General features: G+C 46.3%; 16 protein-coding genes and 1 other annotated feature. Of the genes, 4 read left to right on the plus strand and 12 right to left on the minus strand.

From position 1 onward, the window contains the following. Positions 1–248: 248 nt before the first annotated feature. From AC4E8D_RS18460 to AC4E8D_RS18490, 7 genes are all read right to left on the minus strand, one after another. Positions 249–1,499: a putative amidoligase domain-containing protein gene (locus AC4E8D_RS18460; protein ID WP_339177187.1), complete on the minus strand. Its 1,251-nt coding sequence runs from the start codon at positions 1,497–1,499 to the stop codon at positions 249–251. 201 nt (positions 1,500–1,700) lie between these two features. Next, the gene (locus tag AC4E8D_RS18465) at positions 1,701–2,261 is read right to left on the minus strand and encodes an outer spore coat protein CotE (protein ID WP_062835006.1); all 561 of its coding nucleotides are present in this window, start codon (positions 2,259–2,261) and stop codon (positions 1,701–1,703) included. Positions 2,262–2,336: 75 nt separating this feature from the next. Beyond that, positions 2,337–3,314, minus strand: coding sequence for an aromatic acid exporter family protein (locus tag AC4E8D_RS18470; protein ID WP_339177189.1), 978 nt, complete (start codon positions 3,312–3,314; stop codon positions 2,337–2,339). A gap of 346 nt (positions 3,315–3,660) precedes the next feature. Further along, a complete protein-coding gene (locus AC4E8D_RS18475) occupies positions 3,661–4,452 on the minus strand; it encodes an ABC transporter permease (RefSeq protein WP_370511416.1) in 792 nt (263 codons plus the stop codon). A 38-nt stretch (positions 4,453–4,490) separates the two neighbouring features. Continuing rightward, positions 4,491–5,315: an ABC transporter ATP-binding protein gene (locus AC4E8D_RS18480; protein WP_490205061.1), complete on the minus strand. Its 825-nt coding sequence runs from the start codon at positions 5,313–5,315 to the stop codon at positions 4,491–4,493. Continuing rightward, the gene (locus AC4E8D_RS18485; protein ID WP_339304662.1) at positions 5,315–6,319 is read right to left on the minus strand and encodes an ABC transporter substrate-binding protein; all 1,005 of its coding nucleotides are present in this window, start codon (positions 6,317–6,319) and stop codon (positions 5,315–5,317) included. The genes AC4E8D_RS18480 and AC4E8D_RS18485 overlap by 1 nt, the downstream gene beginning before the upstream one ends. A 159-nt stretch (positions 6,320–6,478) precedes the next feature. Further along, positions 6,479–7,993 (minus strand): carboxypeptidase M32, encoded by a 1,515-nt coding sequence (locus tag AC4E8D_RS18490; RefSeq protein WP_221821709.1) that lies wholly within the window; start codon positions 7,991–7,993, stop codon positions 6,479–6,481. Positions 7,994–8,342: 349 nt separating this feature from the next. Here AC4E8D_RS18490 and AC4E8D_RS18495 point away from each other — a divergent pair, with 349 nt between their 5' ends. The 4 genes from AC4E8D_RS18495 to AC4E8D_RS18510 all read left to right on the plus strand — a co-directional run bounded on the left by AC4E8D_RS18495 (position 8,343) and on the right by AC4E8D_RS18510 (position 10,538). Beyond that, positions 8,343–8,918 carry a beta-class carbonic anhydrase gene (locus tag AC4E8D_RS18495; protein WP_036613541.1) on the plus strand — a complete coding sequence of 192 codons (576 nt, stop codon included), beginning with the start codon at positions 8,343–8,345 and terminating at the stop codon, positions 8,916–8,918. A 173-nt stretch (positions 8,919–9,091) separates the two neighbouring features. After that, positions 9,092–9,658 (plus strand): PadR family transcriptional regulator, encoded by a 567-nt coding sequence (locus AC4E8D_RS18500; RefSeq protein WP_036613540.1) that lies wholly within the window; start codon positions 9,092–9,094, stop codon positions 9,656–9,658. Between the two features lie 98 nt (positions 9,659–9,756). Beyond that, positions 9,757–10,254, plus strand: a complete 498-nt coding sequence (locus AC4E8D_RS18505; protein ID WP_490205062.1) for a hypothetical protein — start codon at positions 9,757–9,759, stop codon at positions 10,252–10,254. Positions 10,255–10,259: 5 nt separating this feature from the next. After that, positions 10,260–10,538: a YxcD family protein gene (locus tag AC4E8D_RS18510; protein ID WP_017687903.1), complete on the plus strand. Its 279-nt coding sequence runs from the start codon at positions 10,260–10,262 to the stop codon at positions 10,536–10,538. 156 nt (positions 10,539–10,694) lie between these two features. Here AC4E8D_RS18510 and tyrS read toward each other — a convergent pair whose 3' ends face one another. From tyrS to AC4E8D_RS18535, 5 genes are all read right to left on the minus strand, one after another. Next, positions 10,695–11,957, minus strand: coding sequence for a tyrosine--tRNA ligase (gene tyrS / locus AC4E8D_RS18515; RefSeq protein WP_036672932.1), 1,263 nt, complete (start codon positions 11,955–11,957; stop codon positions 10,695–10,697). A gap of 116 nt (positions 11,958–12,073) precedes the next feature. Then, positions 12,074–12,301, minus strand: a binding site (T-box leader). 99 nt (positions 12,302–12,400) lie between these two features. Next, positions 12,401–12,850: a DMP19 family protein gene (locus AC4E8D_RS18520; protein ID WP_221821711.1), complete on the minus strand. Its 450-nt coding sequence runs from the start codon at positions 12,848–12,850 to the stop codon at positions 12,401–12,403. A 10-nt stretch (positions 12,851–12,860) separates the two neighbouring features. Then, positions 12,861–13,313 carry an Imm63 family immunity protein gene (locus AC4E8D_RS18525; RefSeq protein WP_221821712.1) on the minus strand — a complete coding sequence of 151 codons (453 nt, stop codon included), beginning with the start codon at positions 13,311–13,313 and terminating at the stop codon, positions 12,861–12,863. Between the two features lie 91 nt (positions 13,314–13,404). Next, positions 13,405–14,874, minus strand: a complete 1,470-nt coding sequence (locus tag AC4E8D_RS18530) for a protein adenylyltransferase SelO (protein ID WP_221821713.1) — start codon at positions 14,872–14,874, stop codon at positions 13,405–13,407. A gap of 313 nt (positions 14,875–15,187) precedes the next feature. After that, complete coding sequence (locus AC4E8D_RS18535) at positions 15,188–16,504, minus strand: nucleobase:cation symporter-2 family protein (RefSeq protein WP_221821715.1); 1,317 nt, start codon at positions 16,502–16,504, stop codon at positions 15,188–15,190. Positions 16,505–16,775: the final 271 nt, after the last annotated feature.

The raw sequence follows: 16,775 nt of genomic DNA on the forward strand, positions 1-16,775 counted from the left end.
CATATCTTCCGTAGCTATCACTTATAAAGGTTGTTCAAAAAGTCCGCTTTTGATTACGAAAAATGCCTAGTGGCATCATCAGCGTCGAATATGGCATTCAGCCGAAATGTCCGTTGCTCACGTAGTTTTCCTACGCTCCGCTACTCCATTTCTAGCTTCATCCCATCTTCTCGGTACTGAAAACCGTTCTTTTTGAACACGTACTTAAAAAGACTTGTTTCTTATTATATCAAAAAAACGTCCGTACTTCATGAACCTGCCCGAATATTCCAGAGTTTGCGAATATCGCGGCTCTCATCCCATGTTCTTCCCAGTTTTAATTGAAGGATTAACGGAGACGCATACCGTTCATAACGTGCATATCCATCCAACTTCTTCAGATCATCTACGAGGGCTGGGATGTGTTCCTTAATCATTTCCCGCTTTCCTTCATAAAAAGCGGCATGAACCTCAGCTTTCGCCAACGGTCGCTGCCGTAATTGAGTATACCCGCTCGCGATCAGACCTGCCAAGGCCACAACACCTTTCGCAACAAGGGGTGACACAAGAAAGCTGGGTAACGTACGATACTCAAACCCACCATAGGATTTCAGACGAAAATCACCAAGTGCTCCATAACGGGGTCGCCTTCCCGATCCACGGGGGTCTTGAAGAAATGCCAGTGGCAATGCCAGATAATTGTCCAGTGCACGAAGCAGTTCCCCGGTAAGATTCACCCCGCTAAAATGAATATGACCACCCAAAGGTAACCCCCGTTGTGGCATCCCTCCTGCCTGCCAGATGAGCGAGTGATCACTGATGCTGCGGGAAGCGGCTGCAAATGCCCTCATCAGATGGGCCAGCAGTTCTCGTGGTTCGGAGCTGGGAGCCGGTCTCAGTTCGGCAACCGGATATATGCGCCGTCCACCAATCGTCACGGAATCACAGCCTGCCATTCCTGTACGTTCAAGAAATTTGGAGGCGGGTACGATTTTGGATTCCGGCATCTGCACCAGAAGAAACTCCGGGTCCATGCCGAGTATCGGAGTGGGTCTGTGATTCGCCTCCTCATCCAGCAGTTCCTGATGCTGCTTCCAGCTTTCCCTATAGGTAGCAGCAAGGTTGGTCACCCCTTTCCAGGGACACGAGTCGATCGAAATCACTGCACATCCGCCATTCTCTGAAGATTCCATTCGAACAGCTCCATGATCCAGTCCTAGCGTATACAGCGTTTTGATCGCAAGTCGTTCTATGCGCTTGAACAAGGTTGAACTCGCTTCACGCTCCAACAGAGTTTCCTGTGCCCCTCCCATGCCACTAGTATCCTTGCGCTTGATCCGGATTGCCTGCAGACAACTTATCTCTACGTCATAGCGTACACGCAAGCCTGGTTCACGTTTGCGCCGATCGTGCAGTGACAGTACTTCAATGCCTGCCTGTTTCAGCCGTTCTGCACGTTCTCCGGCAGTCATCCTTTCATATCGGCGCAGCGCTTCCTCCGCTTGTTCCATCACATTCATCACGTCCCCCCTCCCGGATCATGCAACTAAAATAAAAATAACCCCGCAATGCGGAGCCTTCCCGTGAAAGGTATTCCAGGCACATTGCGAGGCTCGTTACCACCCATTTTTCAATATTTAAGAAGAAAGAGGGCTTACGCCCTCTTCACCGTGCCTTCTGGCGCATATGATACCTTAGGTTATCAAATACAGGCGTCAAACTCACAGCTCATCGTCGAGCAGATCGGGATCGAGATCGTCATAATCTCCATCGCCACTGCCAAAGTCATAGTCCTTGTCTTCGTAATCACCGCATCCATCTGTGCAGACCTTCACACAAACTTTAGTCTCGGCAACGAGTTCCACAGCGAATTCCCGTTCTACCCGGATAATTACACTGCTTCCACCTGCTGATACTGTGGCTTCCACACAGCTAGGTTCCTGCGTTGCATCCGCAGATACCTCTACTGTGGAAGTCCGGTGTTTCGGGTCCAGATAGGACAAAGGCACATGTTCTACATACGAGACCGTTTCTTTGGCTACATCCGTCTGAGAATTTTTGTCGTAGGAATACCAAATGTTGATATCGTAAGTACCAATAACTTCAATTCCGTCACCCGCTGATACGGCTTCATATTGGTGGTTGATAATCCAAGCCCCCAAAATACTTGTCGGACCATTTGGCGGAGTCACGGTATGTGTTACGGTAGAGAACTTACGACCTTTGCCGCAGATCGCCTTCGTGATAATCTCTCTACATTGATGTTTATGACTCAATGACATCTTTAAACCTCCTCCATACAATCATTCACTACAAGTGTATGCAGGGCATTCGTCTAGGGTGACAACTATTTTCTATTATTCGTTTGTAGATTGGGACCGGTCCGAGATTGGGGACGGCGCTTTGTCCTTCTTCGCGACTTTCAGATACAGCGCGAGTTCACGGCACAGCTGGAGAATTGCAGAACGAATCTCGAATTCTTCCCTTGTATCCGGCAGCTCCATACGTTTGAATTCTTCTTGCACATCCGCAAGAAGTTTTTCAGTTCGTCCGGTGTAAGATTCAGTAAGTACATCCTGACTAAGCTGATCGAACAGCTCCGATACCATTTCCGCATGAGGCATCTTCTGATAGATCTGGGACACCAGATGCATCATGTGCTGGATGGAGTCCAGCTGCGTTTTGCGCATATAGAAGTAGACACTCCATTCCTCATTCGGATGAATCACCTGATTCTCCAGAGACCGCTTGGCAGCATCAATACCGCCCAGAATCGCTTGATCTGCTTCAATCAGCTCTCTCCCCGCCCATGCTTCATTGGGATTACGCAGCGTGGCCGCAAATTCCTTGAAAATCTTCGAGAAGAGTTCATCGATTCGTTTCCGAATGCGCAGCATCTGTGGATCTGCTGCCGGCATATAGGCCAGGTTAACCGCCATTGCGGAACCAAGGCCAATTAACAGCAAAGCAATTTGTACAAGGACGACATGCACGTCCATCTCCCCGCCGCCGAACACCCGAAACACCACAACAGAACCTGTAACAATACCTTCTTTGAAGCCTACCCGGACAATAGCCGGGAATGCGATCAATATGTATACCCCCAGCACCCAATAATGGAAGCCTAGAAAGTGAAAAAGTACACTTGCAAATAAAAGTCCAACTACGGAAGCAAAGAACCGCGCCGATATGGTGCGAATACTTCGTTTTCTCGTTACATCCACGCCAAGAATGGCAAGCAATCCCGCTGATGTTGGTCCCGGCAAGCGACACCAGTCTGCAATCAATACAGCCATTAATGCGGCGATTGCAGTTTTAATTACCCTAAAACCCATTTAATATTCCATCTCCTCTAAGCTGCAAAAAAATTCTTAGCCAGCTCGTCGCCTCTTTCATTATCATGACTAGTATGTCTCATCCAAAAGTAAACTAGACGACATCAACCGACATGCGCATGCATGCCGGTCACAGCAACACGCCCCGAATGAGGGACGCTGGCAAGTTAGATCGTTGCGACAGAACCTCAAGGCCCTCTTCTCCAATCATCGCATTCATTCCGGATCTGCGCGGAATAATCATACTAAATATGGTACTTGATTTTACGGTATCGGGCAACGTGACACCCCTTGTGAAATTGTATACATATCATACCCGGTCACATTACGAGTAAAACACTACGAATCACCTGCGGCCAGCCAGCATTTTGCGTTCTGCATAGACAACAAGTTGGTACATGGCTGTTGCAACAGCAGCAATAATTAACAGACTTGATAATACAAGCGTGAAGTTGAATACCTGGAATCCGTAGATAATCAGATAACCGAGCCCTTGTTTTGCGACCAGAAACTCACCCACAATTACACCCACCCAAGCCATGCCAACGTTCACTTTCAAGGTGGATACAATCGCCGGAAAAGAAGCAGGTAATACAACTTTCGTAAAAATCTCGGAACGGTCTCCACCAAACGTACGAATGACTTTAATATAATTGGGATCCACTTCATTGAAGCTGTTATACACGACCAATGTCGTGATAATGACCGTGATGGACAATGTGGTCATAACAATGGCTGTAAAACCCGCGCCGAACATCACAATAAAGATCGGGCCAAGTGCTACCTTTGGCATACTGTTGAACACAACCATATAGGGGTCCAACACTTTGGACAAAAAAGGAGACCACCAAATTAAAACCGCAAGCAAGGTTCCCACCAGTGTTCCCAGCAAAAAACCAACTGCCGTTTCCCCTACGGTTACCCCAACATGTGCCCACAACTCGCCACTAGCGATGTCCTTGCCAATCTGGGCAAAAACCTTACTCGGATAACTGAATAACAGTACATCAATCCAGCGAAGTCTGCCTGCCACTTCCCATAGCAAAAACATACATACTAACATAGATAATTGTACGGCAAGCACTTGATGTCGCCATCTGGCCACCTGCTGAATATGATTCCGATGCAGCTGCCCCATCCATTCGTCACGCTTTTCCTGCTTCGGATTCATTGGATTCACGCGTCTTCCTCACCTCCCCCGGGCTGATCCAGTTCACTCCATAACGCCTGAAACAACGCATTGAATCCTTCTTGTTCCCTGGCATGAAACGGCTGAGCCTTCCGAATTCCATCGGGGATGATAAACTCACGACGGATGCGGCCGGGATTGCGATCAAGCACAATGACGCGGTCACTGACCGCAATGGCTTCAGACAAATCATGGGTGACGAGAACGGATGTTTTGCCAAACTGTTTTAACGTGTCCGAGACCAGATCCTCCAATTGCAGCTTGGTTTGATAATCAAGTGCTGAGAATGGTTCATCCAACAATAAAATCCCTGGGTCGGTTGCCAGCGTGCGCACCAGGGCTACTCGCTGTCTCATGCCTCCTGAAAGCTCTGAAGGGTACTGATTCTCCGTTCCGGCCAACCCCATACTTACCAGCAGTTCCCGTACACGCTCACGGCTCCGTTCATCCAGTCTGCCTGTTAGTTCAAGACCGATCAAAGCATTATCCAGAATGGTCCGCCATGGAAACAGATAGTCCTGTTGAAGCATATAACCAATCTGTGCTGAGGGGCCGCCAACAAGTTTGCCTTTAACCTTAACCTCTCCTCGGGTGGGTGTGAGCAGACCGGCAATGATCGACAACAATGTCGTTTTACCGCATCCACTCGGTCCAACCAGACTGACGAACTCTCCTTTTTGGATCTCCAGACTCAAGTCCTCAATCACCAAGGAAGCTTCCCGCTCGCTGACGTATACTTGAGAGATCCCCTCCAGTCGGATCACACTTTCGGATTCAGGCATTCTGCTCACTTCCTTTCCTGAATACCCCATTACTTTGATTTCGTAGCTTCTTCCGCATAGGCATTATCCACAATGGCATTCAAATCCACGCGTTCTTTCAACTCTCCGGCGGCACTCATGACATCAAGCAGATTGTTCCACTCTTCCTCATCAATGATTGGATCCGTTGCATAGCTGCCCTGTTCCCTATAACGGTTCACACTGCTTACCAAAATGGCTGGATCGATGTCTTTGAAAAAAGGAGAAATGACTTCAGCGATCTCTTCAGCCGTATGGGAATCCACCCATGCCTGCGCTTTGTGTAGACCATTCGTAAACTTCTGTACGATATCCTTATTGTCGTTAAGATAACTCTGTTTCGTCATGAAGACGGTATAAGGCAGAAGACCACCTTCTGTGCCAAAAGATGCAACAACCTTGCCCCGACCTTCTTGTTCAAAGATCGATGCCTGGGGTTCAAACAGTTGAACATAATCACCCGTGCCTGAGGCAAAAGCAGACGCAATGTTGGCAAAGTCCACATTTTGAATCAGCTCCAGATCACTTTGCGGATCAATGCCATGTTTGTTCAGTGCGAACTCCCCTGCCATTTGCGGCATGCCGCCTTTGCGTTGACCGAGAAATGTGGAATCCCTCAGTTGCTCCCAATCGAAGCTATCTTCTGTGTTACGAGCGAACAGAAATGTACCATCCGTCTGGGTGAGCTGGGCAAAATTAATGACCGGATCTTCCGCCCCCTGCTGATAGACGTATATGGACGTCTCTGCTCCTACCAGTGCGATATCCACCGAACCTGCGAGTAATGCCGCCATCGTTTTGTCACCACCAGCAGTCGTTTGGATATCCACCTCAAGTCCCTGCTCCTCAAAAAAACCTTGAGCCACAGCCACATATTCCGGTGCGTAAAATACCGAACGAGTCACTTCGCCAATCGTAATCTTGGCTTCATTCTCTTCCTTATTACAGCTGGTGAGCGCCACAATGATAATCAGCAGAATAACGATGCCCCGGACGAACCATGGCGTGTATTTCATGTTGTTTCCCTCCTTCACTGGTTTCAGCAGTTTCTCTCTATTATGGATATGCCGATGCCCAACAAAAGGTTAAGAACTTAAATGCAAAAAAGAGCCGGGCAATAATGCCCGACTCTTCAGCTCTTCGAAATGTTATTCAATATGGTATATATGGGATACCTACAGCTTGTAAATCTCGGCGTATTTGGCTTCCAGATAATCGGCCAGATAATCCGGGTTCAATTCTTCACCCGTTACGGCAACAATCAATTCGGAAGGTGTGCGACTTCTACCATACTGGTAGATCTTGTCTGTAAGCCATTCCTTAATTGGAATCAGATTACCTTCGGCAATGAAGGTATCAAATTCCGGCATTTCCTTGCGCAATGTATGTAGAATTTGAGCTGCATACATATTACCCAGAGAATACGAAGCAAAGTAACCAAAGTCACCACCAGACCAGTGAACATCCTGAAGAACGCCGTCTCCATCATTCGTTGGCATAATACCGAGGTATTCCTTGTATTTTGCATTCCAGGTCTCCGGCAGGTCTTTCACTTCCAGACCATCGTTGAATAACATTTTCTCAATCTCATATCGGATAATAATATGCAGGTTATAGGTCAGTTCATCCGCTTCAATCCGAATGAGTGAACTCTCCACCCGGTTGATTGCACGATAGAAATCTTCCAGTTCAACCTCGCTCAGTTGCGGGAAATGCTGCTGCAAATCTTTGTAATAACGTGTCCAGAATGGCAGGCTGCGACCAATCATGTTTTCCCAAAGACGGGACTGGGACTCATGAATCCCCATGGACGTTCCTTCGGCAAGTAGGGTACCCGCCAGACTGTCATCAATATTTTGCTCGTACAGGGCATGTCCGCCCTCATGCAGTGAACTGAAGACTGCGCTTGCTACATCATCTTGCAGATAATGTGTTGTGATCCGCACATCACCCGGGTTAAGACCCGTTGCAAAAGGATGAACACTCTCGTCCAATCGTCCAGCTTCAAAGTCATAGCCCATTTGTTCCAGGATGAACAGACTGAATTTTTCCTGCTGTTTGGTGTCAAACAACTGATTCAGGAACGCTGTATTGGGCTTGTTTTCTGAAGCATTAATCTTCTCTTGTAGAGGCACCAAACGTGCTTTGAGGCGGGCGAACACAGCATCCACTTTCTCAACCGTCAGATCCGGTTCATACATATCAAGCAGCGTATCATAACGTGTATCCTTCACACCCCAATAATCAATAAACTCCTGTTTGAGCTTAACGATATCTGTCAGATATGGGGAGAACCCTGCAAAATCACTGTTATGCTTGGCATCTTCCCATGCAGTTTCGGACTTGGCCGTGAGCACGGTATAGGCTTGTACTTTCTCAGGTGGTACAGACTGACTGCGATCATATTCTTTCTTGCAATCTTCAACCAGACGACGATCTATATCTTCGAGCTGTTCCAATACTGCTGGAGTCGTTAATGCATCCAGGTAAGTCTTCATGTCAGCCGAGGTTTGCAGCTTGAATGCTTCGGTGGACAACATACCCAGCGTCTCCGAACGAGTCGGAACGCCTTTTTTCGGCGCACCTGTGCGCAGATCCCAGTGAAGCAAACCAATGGCTTCATGATAGCTCTTAATTTTACGAGCCAGATTACGGAAGGATTCCAAATGTTCCTGTGTTTGTTTATCCATTGTTATCGTTCACCTCTTCAAAAAAAATGTTATACCCTATTGATGATACTTTTTGCATTGCGTATAATCAACTTTTAACAGATGAAAATTGCATTGTTCTCCTTAAGATACGTGTTCAAAAAGTCTGATTTTCATTACCGAGAAGATAGAAATGGCGTTCAACTTCGATGCTGATGATGCCCTCAGGCATGATTCGTAATCAAAAGTGGACTTTTTGAACAACCTCTAAAGGGTTGGAGTAATGCCATCTGCTGACCGTGAAATACTATTAAAGCAAAGGCGCGTAGGACAAGCTGCATCATATGCAAGTGGCCGTGCTCGTCGTATTGGATAACAGGAGGCAATGGACATGAACAACATTCAAGAGATTTTGACTTACAACAAATCATTTGTCGAGACCAAAGAATACGAAAAGTATACGGCTGGCAAGTTTCCAACCAAAAAGATGGTTATCATCACTTGTATGGATACACGTCTGGTGGAATTGCTGCCCAAGGCTATGAACTTGAAAAACGGCGATGTGAAAATCATCAAAAACGCAGGCGCAATTATCTCTCAGCCTTTCGGGAGTGTAATGCGTAGTGTACTTGTCGCCATCTATGAATTGGGTGCAGATGAAGTCCTGGTAGTGGGACATACGGAATGTGGTATGGCTTCCCTTCACGCTGAGACCATGATTGGACATATGGTAGAGCGTGGTGTATCGGAAGAAGTCATGACTACTCTGGAGAATTCGGGCATCCGTTTACAAAAATGGTTGCGTGGGTTTGACAGCGTTGAAGAAGGGGTAAAACATACTGTGGAAGTGATCAAAAAGCATCCATTACTTCCTCCCAATGTACCCGTCCACGGCATGGTTATCGATTCTGCCACAGGTGAGCTTGATCTTGTCGCTGAGGGGTATGGACAACAGGCATCTCTCTAAATGGTTTGGAGTGCGGACCTTATGGTTCGCACTTTTTTTGTCTAAATTAAGGCAGTTGTTCTGTCAGGTTGTCAAACCATACAGTTTCAGTGTACACTTTTTATGAAAGCGGTCAAAGAAAGTAAAAACGATTGTTCTCTCTGACCTAGCCCTAATATTAAGGAGACATGTGCATGAACATACTTTCCTACGGATTGCTCGGGCTGCTCACCCGCGAGGAGTCATCGGGCTATGATCTGATGCTGAAAATCCAGCCACATTGGCAGGCGAAACACAGCCAGATCTACCCACTCCTGTCCAAGATGGAAAACGATGAGTTATTGGCCTCCCGCTGGGTACAACAGTCTGACAAACCGGACAAGAAAATGTACGCAGTTACGGAAAAAGGCATTGAAAAGCTCTTGGAATGGATGATTACTCCTGTTACCGCACCTGTTACACGCGATGAATTTAATTTGCGTATTTTGTGTGTTGGCATAGCGGAAGACGGAAGCATGAGACGCATTCTTAACGAGCGTAAAAGCTGGTTTATGGAACGCATACGTTATTTCGAGGATCTGAAGTCACGTATACCTCAGGATAATCTTCGTGTAGGCAACCGAGACTTTGGAAGCTACATCCTGGTACAAAAAGGGTTGATGCACGCACAAACAGGCCTGGAATGGTGTCATTGGGTTACCCAATTGCTTGATGGCCAAGCTGCAATTCAAGACCCAAGTCCAAGCGTTTCAGAAATTTAATAAAATTTGAAACGTTGCTGCAAGTTGACCGTATTACATGAGTAAGGTCCATTTTTGGGCGATTCAAACAAATTAATCGGGGGGTTACGATCTTTACAATGAAGAAAAAATTCGGAGTTAAACATCTAATGATGGTATTTATGGCCTTTACATTATTGTTAGCAACAGTGGGAGTAGCGAATCCGGATTCTGCAGATGCAAGACGCGGTGGCGGATTCAAATCCGGTACAAAAAGTTATAGCAATACACCTAAGAAATCCGACAGCAATGTAAGCAAATCGAATACGAATAACAATTCCAGCAATGGAGCAGCTACAACGAACCGTGGCGGATTCTTCGGCGGTGGCGGCGGATTCATGAAAGGCATGATGCTTGGTGGTCTTGCTGGTATGATGTTTGGCGGATTGTTCGGTGGCATGGGCGCTCTGGGTAACATCCTTGGATTGCTCGTGAACGTTGCAGCAATTATGTTGATTGTTATGCTGGCTATGGCACTCTTCAGAGCCATCTCCAATCGTCGCAAACCTGCAGCGGATGGTCGTTATGACCGTCGCAATGATCGTGATGATGACCATAACAGAAATGGACGGTACTAATCTCTATGGTTCTGAGCATGGATGAAATTGTGAATGCAATCTGTATTCATATGGCAGAACGTAAAGGTGTACGTCCAACCGATGTGAATGTAGAACTGAGTTGGGAAGAAGATACAGGTTATTCCGCTGAAGTTTGGATTCAAGGCCGTAGTCAATATCTGGTGGAGTCCAATATGATTGAAGCGATTCTTCGTTACCTGCACAGTGAATACAACATCCGGGCGTACCGTGAGAATGTACGACTTGATCTGGATGAAGAAATCACAGCGATCGTTAATCAATAAGATAGGTCACTCACTGGCCTGATATACGAAAGGCCGCCTCCCCTCTGTCGCCTGACAGAGATGGAAGGCGGTCTTTTTGTTTCTGTATTTGTAGCTCTATTTGTGCGTCTATTGTAGTCTCTATACGTCTCTGTGTTACGTTCTAATTCTTGGAAACTACGATTGAAGTTTAACCAGGCTGTAGTTCTTCTTACCTTTACGGATAATGATGAATTTACCGCCAATGGCATGCTCTGCCGACACTGTGAATTCAAGCTCCGTGATTTTCTCACCGTTCATGGAGATCGCGCCTTTAGTGACATCCTCACGCGCCTGGCGTTTGGATGGCTCCAACCCCAGATCTACGAGCCAGTCGACGATATTTTTCGCTTCCCCGTCCGTTTCGAATGTTGGCATTTCCTTGAAACCCTGCTCGATTTCATCTGCTGTCAGGGAACGGATATCACCACTGAACAGCGCCGCTGTAATACGCTTAGCCTGTTCGAGCATTTCTTCGCCGTGAACGAATTTTGTCATTTCTTCCGCGAGTGCTTTCTGTGCTTCACGTCTGTGCGGCTCTGTCTCTACCTTTTCAGCCAAAGCTTCGATTTGTTCTTTGCTGAGGAAAGTAAAGTATTTCAAGTATTTAATGACATCACGGTCATCTGTATTCGCCCAGAACTGGTAGAACTCAAATGGTGTTGTTTTGTTCGGGTCAAGCCAGATTGCGCCGCCAGCTGTTTTACCAAATTTGGTACCGTCGGATTTGAGCATGAGTGGAATGGTCAGACCGTACGCCTTCGCTTCAGATCCTTCTTTTTTACGAATCAGATCAAGACCACTTGTGATGTTACCCCATTGATCCGAACCACCGATTTGAAGCTGTACATCTTCGTTCTGGAACAGGTGCAGGTAGTCGAGTGATTGAAGGATCTGGTAGGAAAACTCGGTGAACGAGATTCCGCCTTCCAATCTGCTCGCAACCACATCCTTAGCCAACATTGTGTTAAGGTTAAAGTTTTTGCCGTAGTCACGCAAGAATTCAATCACATTGATTTTGTGTGTCCAATCGTAGTTGTTCACCATGCGAACCTGATTATCACCGTCTGTTACGAACAACTTCTTCATCTGCGCTGTCAGTGCATCCACATTCTCCTGCACTTGCTCCATCGTTTGCAAAGAACGCTCAGCCTGCCGACCACTTGGATCACCAATCGTTCCTGTAGCTCCACCAATCAGAATGACTGGACGGTGTCCTGCCAGTTGAAAACGTTTCAGCATCATGAATGGAATGAGATGTCCGATATGCATGCTGTCCCCCGTAGGGTCAACGCCGCAGTACAATGAGATTGATTTGGTTTCGGTCAACTCACGCAGTCCCTCTGCATCTGTCTGCTGGTTAATGGCGTCACGCCACTGTAGTTCATCAATAATATTCATGTGTATAACCCCTTTTCTATCCTCAAGATTCAGTCATGATCTACGTTAAAATACGAAATTACACGCTGGAACGGCTTTTTTGGACACAAAAAAATCGCCTCCTTGTCTTCATTAGACACAGGGACGATTATCATAACCGTGGTACCACCCAAATTGCATGGACAACACGTGAGCTTAACACGTTATCCATACCACTTTTGGCAATATATCGTTTGCCCATCCGCTTGGCATTACCCAAGTACTCCAGAGTGTAATTCGCAGCCCTTGTATGTATCAGGTTCCATCAACCCCTGACTTTCTGTAACAGGGACAAAGCCGCTACTGCGCTCTATCAACGTGATTCATGTATTCAATTTATAGCAAGTATAGCCGAACGTTTCAGTCATTGCAAGACCAAGTATACAATCTTTGAACTGAACCACGGATGCACAGTTGAAACCAGATTATATAATCATCATGTTCAATTTTCCGTGATAATAACCATACGCTTTCTCCGCGACCTGATCCTCATTGTTCCAAAACTGCAGATCTAACGCATCTAACTGCTGCTCTTGTTCCTTTGTCAGGAATTTAGGTATATCCCATAGTTCAGTAAGCCTTTCATCCTCTTTCAAGTGCTCAATGCAGCCATATGCTGACGTTATAATCTCCACGACTTGAGTCGCATCAATGATATGTAATGCCCGCAACGCGTAACGGTATACCTCTTCCCCCCAGTTGCAGAAAAACTGTATAAAACCGCCATTAAAGACATCCGCCTCTAACAGCCATAAAGCAGCAATGTCCTGCTCGTTCGAAGTCAACGAAGCCCAGCCCTGTTCAAATTCATTCTTTTTTTCGACAAATAACACAGCAAAGTCATACCATACATCATTAATATCTTGCTCGCTCATGTAACACACCTCACTTTTCTTTATGCATGCTCTCCAACTCCTGACGTTTACCCGCCTGATGCCAATGTGAATACGGATCACCGATCTGCTGGAAGGCTTCCTGAACACCCCTGTTCAGGTCCTTCATCACTTCATTTGTATAGTTCAAATGCGTCTCTTTATTATCCACGCCATTTCGTTCCAACAATCCTACATGCGTCGCGGTGAAAATAATATCCTCCAGCACCCAATAGATGACTTCATCCGGCTGTTTCACCCGTTTCTCCAATGAAACGAGACCACGTTCGTATATTCGAACGATATACGCATCTTCTTCAGCCTCTACATAAGGCACCCCATCCCACTTAAAGCTCTCAAACAAGCGGTTAACATAGTTCTGCATCTGTTCCCTAGGGAAAGATGTACGCTCTAAAAGCTGTAAAAGGATGTCTGCCAATTGTTGTTTGCTTAACATGTTGGACATGAATGCACCTGCCTCTATAAAGTAACGTCGATGACAGAATGAAAAAATGAAAAAGCTGCCCAAGGCAGCCTCTTCATTCCATACTGTTCAATCAGGTCCCACAAAAAGTCTGATACGAAGTATTGCATTGTGCAGGTAGTTCGGCATATTCAGCCTGCTCAGGTGAGTGCGCAAACGGATCTGAAAGAACTGCCAAAAGCTTCTGCATCACGCTAAGATCTCCGTGGTTCTCCGCTTGCTCAAGGGCTTCCTCAACCCGATGATTGCGGGGAATGACGGCTGGATTGTTCGTTCTCATCAACTCCCGAGAGACTTCCTTCGCCCCTTGCTGTCTGTCCAATCTTGCTTGCCACCGCTCATTCCATTCAGCAAATTCTGCCGTGCCAAACAAAGCTGTCCCTTCCAACCTATCAAAGGTCAATGCCAGGAACGTATTGGTGTAATCTGCACTATGCTTTTCCATGAGTTCAAGAAGCTCCTTGATCAACGCTTCATCTTCGGCCTCTTCATCGGACAAGCCCAGTTTGGCACGCATTCCCTTGAGCCAATGATGATGGTACAATTCAGAAAATTGTGCGATAGCATCCTGAGCGAGTTGCACGGCCTGTTCTTCATCTTCATGCAGCAACGGCAGAAGCGTCTCGGCAAAACGAGCCAAATTCCACCCCGCAATATACGGTTGATTACCATAAGCATAGCGACCTTGCCTGTCAATGGAGCTAAATACGGTTGAAGGATTGTAAGCATCCATAAAGGCGCACGGACCATAATCGATGGTCTCACCACTGATCGCCATGTTATCCGTGTTCATCACGCCATGAATGAAACCAACACGCTGCCATTGGGCAATGAGTGCCGCCTGCCGTTTAATTACTTCCTGAAGGAGCAAAAGATAGCGATTCTCAGCTTGGGCAACATCAGGAAAATGTCGATGCAACGTATAATCAGCCAACGCCCGAAGATCGTCGATAGATCCCCATCTGGCTGCATACTGGAAGGTTGCTACCCGGATATGACTGGAAGCCACCCGGGTTAAAATGGCACCCGGCCGCTCTGTTTCACGGATAATGTTTTCTCCTGTTGATACCACCGCCAGACTGCGTGTCGTTGGAATACCCAGTGCATACATCGCTTCACTAATAATATACTCACGCAACATGGGCCCTACAGCAGCACGTCCATCTCCCCCACGGGAGTAGGGTGTTCTTCCTGATCCTTTGAGCTGGATATCCACTCGCTCGCCCTGTGGCGTAATCTGTTCACCCAGCAGCAAAGCACGTCCATCTCCAAGCATGTTAAAATTGCCAAATTGATGTCCTGCATAGGCCTGAGCCAAAGGCTCGGCTCCTTCCGGAATCGAATTACCTGCAAAAATTTGCGCTCCTTCATCACTGTCAAGAGACTCCACATCCAGTCCTAGGCTGGATGCAAGCAGTCGATTGAAAATGATCAGCTTTGGTGATTCAACAGGCACTGCGCCCTGACTTGTAAAAAAGGGTTGCGGTAACTTCGCATAACTATTCTCCAAGTTCCACCCTTTGTTCAATGTTTCTTGTTGCATGGTGATCACAACTCCTTTTCTGTACCCCAGGGATATCCCTTGGTTATATTGTAGCCTTGTGAACCAATGCTCATTTATGTAGTCGCATGGAAATTCAATGTAAGATGTTGTTGACTTAAACGAACATCTAAAATGTTCTTGATGAAACTTTAGCATATTTGCATGCCTTTTGCATTCCTCATGAATCGTAAGCACAAAAAAATCCAAGAGATTTCTTTGCCAAGTGGAATCAGTGTCTTTCACTCCACTTCCCAGAAAACCCTCTTGGATCTATTCCTCTTACTACCAGATGACACATCTGTTATTACAAAGATTACGTGTGTGCTTCTTGAGCCTGTACAGGCTGTACTGGCAAGCTCTCTTTTTTCAAAGCAAGGTTAAAGAAGACATTAAGCAGGATCGCTGACAGGCTTCCCGTGATAATACCATCGCTAACAATAATCCGAATACTTTGAGGAAGCTGGGCAAACAGGTCGGGTACAGCAGTAACGCCGAGCCCAAGTGAAACGGAGCAAGCCACGATCAATAGATTGGATTGTTTGCCAAAGTCGACGTTTTGTAGCATTTTGATCCCGGATGAGACGACCATTCCAAACAGGACAACAGTCGCTCCTCCGAGGACAGCACTTGGAATAATGGTTGCAAAAGCAGCTACCTTCGGAATGAGTCCCAGAAAGATTAGAATACCTCCGGCTGCAACCACCACATTGGTCGTTTTCACCTTGGAGAGCTGAACCAAACCGACATTCTGAGCAAATGTATTGTATGGAAAGGCATTGAATATGCCACCTAGAACAAACGCGAGACCTTCTGCGCGATATCCCCGTGCCAGATCTTTTTCGTTGATTGGTTGATCACAGATTTTGCTCAAAGCCATAAATACACCTGTTGATTCGATGATAACCACCGTACCTACAATAATCATTGTAATGATTGGGCCGATTTCGAAGGTAGGCCATCCAAAGTAAAAGGGTTGAGGCAAATGGAACCAGGAGGCTTCCTGTACAGAGGCAAAATTCACTTTTCCCATGATAGCTGCGATGAGGGTTCCCACAATAATACCAAGGAGAACAGCCAGGGATTTAACAAAACCACGAGCATATCGATTCAGGATTAGAATGAACAGTAATACACCAAATGAAAGCGCCAAATTGTCCAAACTTCCGAAATTCTCGCTGTTTGCTCCACCCGCCATGTTTTTAATGCCGGTTGGGATTAGCGCAAGACCGATAATGGTTACCACTGTACCGATCACAACTGGCGGAAACAATTTGACGATTTTGCTAAAAAATACGGCAAAGATGACGATAAATAACCCGGCTGCGATGATAGACCCATAAATGGCGGGAATTCCGTACTGCGATCCAATCGCAATCATCGGTGTCACCGCTACAAAAGAACTTCCGAGCACCGCTGGTAAACCAATACCCAAGTACTTCCCTTTTCGAGCCTGAAGCCATGTTGCAATCCCACACGTTAACAGATCAATGGATACCAGATACGCCAACTGCTCTGCAGTCAGATTTAATGCTCTGCCCACAAGCAAAGGCACCAGAATTGCTCCCGCATACATCGCGAGTACGTGCTGAATACCCAGTGAAAAAACTCTCATCTTTTTGGTTTCTTTCATTCCCAAGTTGCCCCCCTGAAATTAGAATCAACAGAACCGCTGCAAAATCATGTTATGTTGATTCACATTATATAAACTATTCAGGGAAGTTCCATGATTCATAACATAGAATTGTGATAAGAGATAAAGAACCCAACTAAAATTGGGCGTGTTATACAAAAGGTCTCTCAAACCGTTTATTTCGCGTTATATTAGTTGACACAGAGAAACGAAAATACTCTTTACACTCAGAAAAAAAGAAACATCAACTTTGGATTTAACCTCAGTGATT

The sequence above is a fragment of the Paenibacillus sp. SRL342 genome (assembly GCF_984798905.1).

Coding starts and splice junctions, on each gene's coding strand:
- AC4E8D_RS18535 (WP_221821715.1), bottom strand. CDS start 16,504: ATGAAAGAAACCAAAAAGATGAGAGTTTTTTCACTGGGTATTCAGCAC.
- AC4E8D_RS18475 (WP_370511416.1), bottom strand. CDS start 4,452: ATGGGGCAGCTGCATCGGAATCATATTCAGCAGGTGGCCAGATGGCGA.
- AC4E8D_RS18480 (WP_490205061.1), bottom strand. CDS start 5,315: ATGGGGTATTCAGGAAAGGAAGTGAGCAGAATGCCTGAATCCGAAAGT.
- AC4E8D_RS18495 (WP_036613541.1), top strand. CDS start 8,343: ATGAACAACATTCAAGAGATTTTGACTTACAACAAATCATTTGTCGAG.
- AC4E8D_RS18510 (WP_017687903.1), top strand. CDS start 10,260: ATGGTTCTGAGCATGGATGAAATTGTGAATGCAATCTGTATTCATATG.
- AC4E8D_RS18520 (WP_221821711.1), bottom strand. CDS start 12,850: ATGAGCGAGCAAGATATTAATGATGTATGGTATGACTTTGCTGTGTTA.
- AC4E8D_RS18530 (WP_221821713.1), bottom strand. CDS start 14,874: ATGCAACAAGAAACATTGAACAAAGGGTGGAACTTGGAGAATAGTTAT.
- AC4E8D_RS18485 (WP_339304662.1), bottom strand. CDS start 6,319: ATGAAATACACGCCATGGTTCGTCCGGGGCATCGTTATTCTGCTGATT.
- AC4E8D_RS18460 (WP_339177187.1), bottom strand. CDS start 1,499: ATGAATGTGATGGAACAAGCGGAGGAAGCGCTGCGCCGATATGAAAGG.
- AC4E8D_RS18465 (WP_062835006.1), bottom strand. CDS start 2,261: ATGTCATTGAGTCATAAACATCAATGTAGAGAGATTATCACGAAGGCG.
- AC4E8D_RS18470 (WP_339177189.1), bottom strand. CDS start 3,314: ATGGGTTTTAGGGTAATTAAAACTGCAATCGCCGCATTAATGGCTGTA.
- AC4E8D_RS18525 (WP_221821712.1), bottom strand. CDS start 13,313: ATGTCCAACATGTTAAGCAAACAACAATTGGCAGACATCCTTTTACAG.
- tyrS (WP_036672932.1), bottom strand. CDS start 11,957: ATGAATATTATTGATGAACTACAGTGGCGTGACGCCATTAACCAGCAG.
- AC4E8D_RS18490 (WP_221821709.1), bottom strand. CDS start 7,993: ATGGATAAACAAACACAGGAACATTTGGAATCCTTCCGTAATCTGGCT.
- AC4E8D_RS18500 (WP_036613540.1), top strand. CDS start 9,092: ATGAACATACTTTCCTACGGATTGCTCGGGCTGCTCACCCGCGAGGAG.
- AC4E8D_RS18505 (WP_490205062.1), top strand. CDS start 9,757: ATGAAGAAAAAATTCGGAGTTAAACATCTAATGATGGTATTTATGGCC.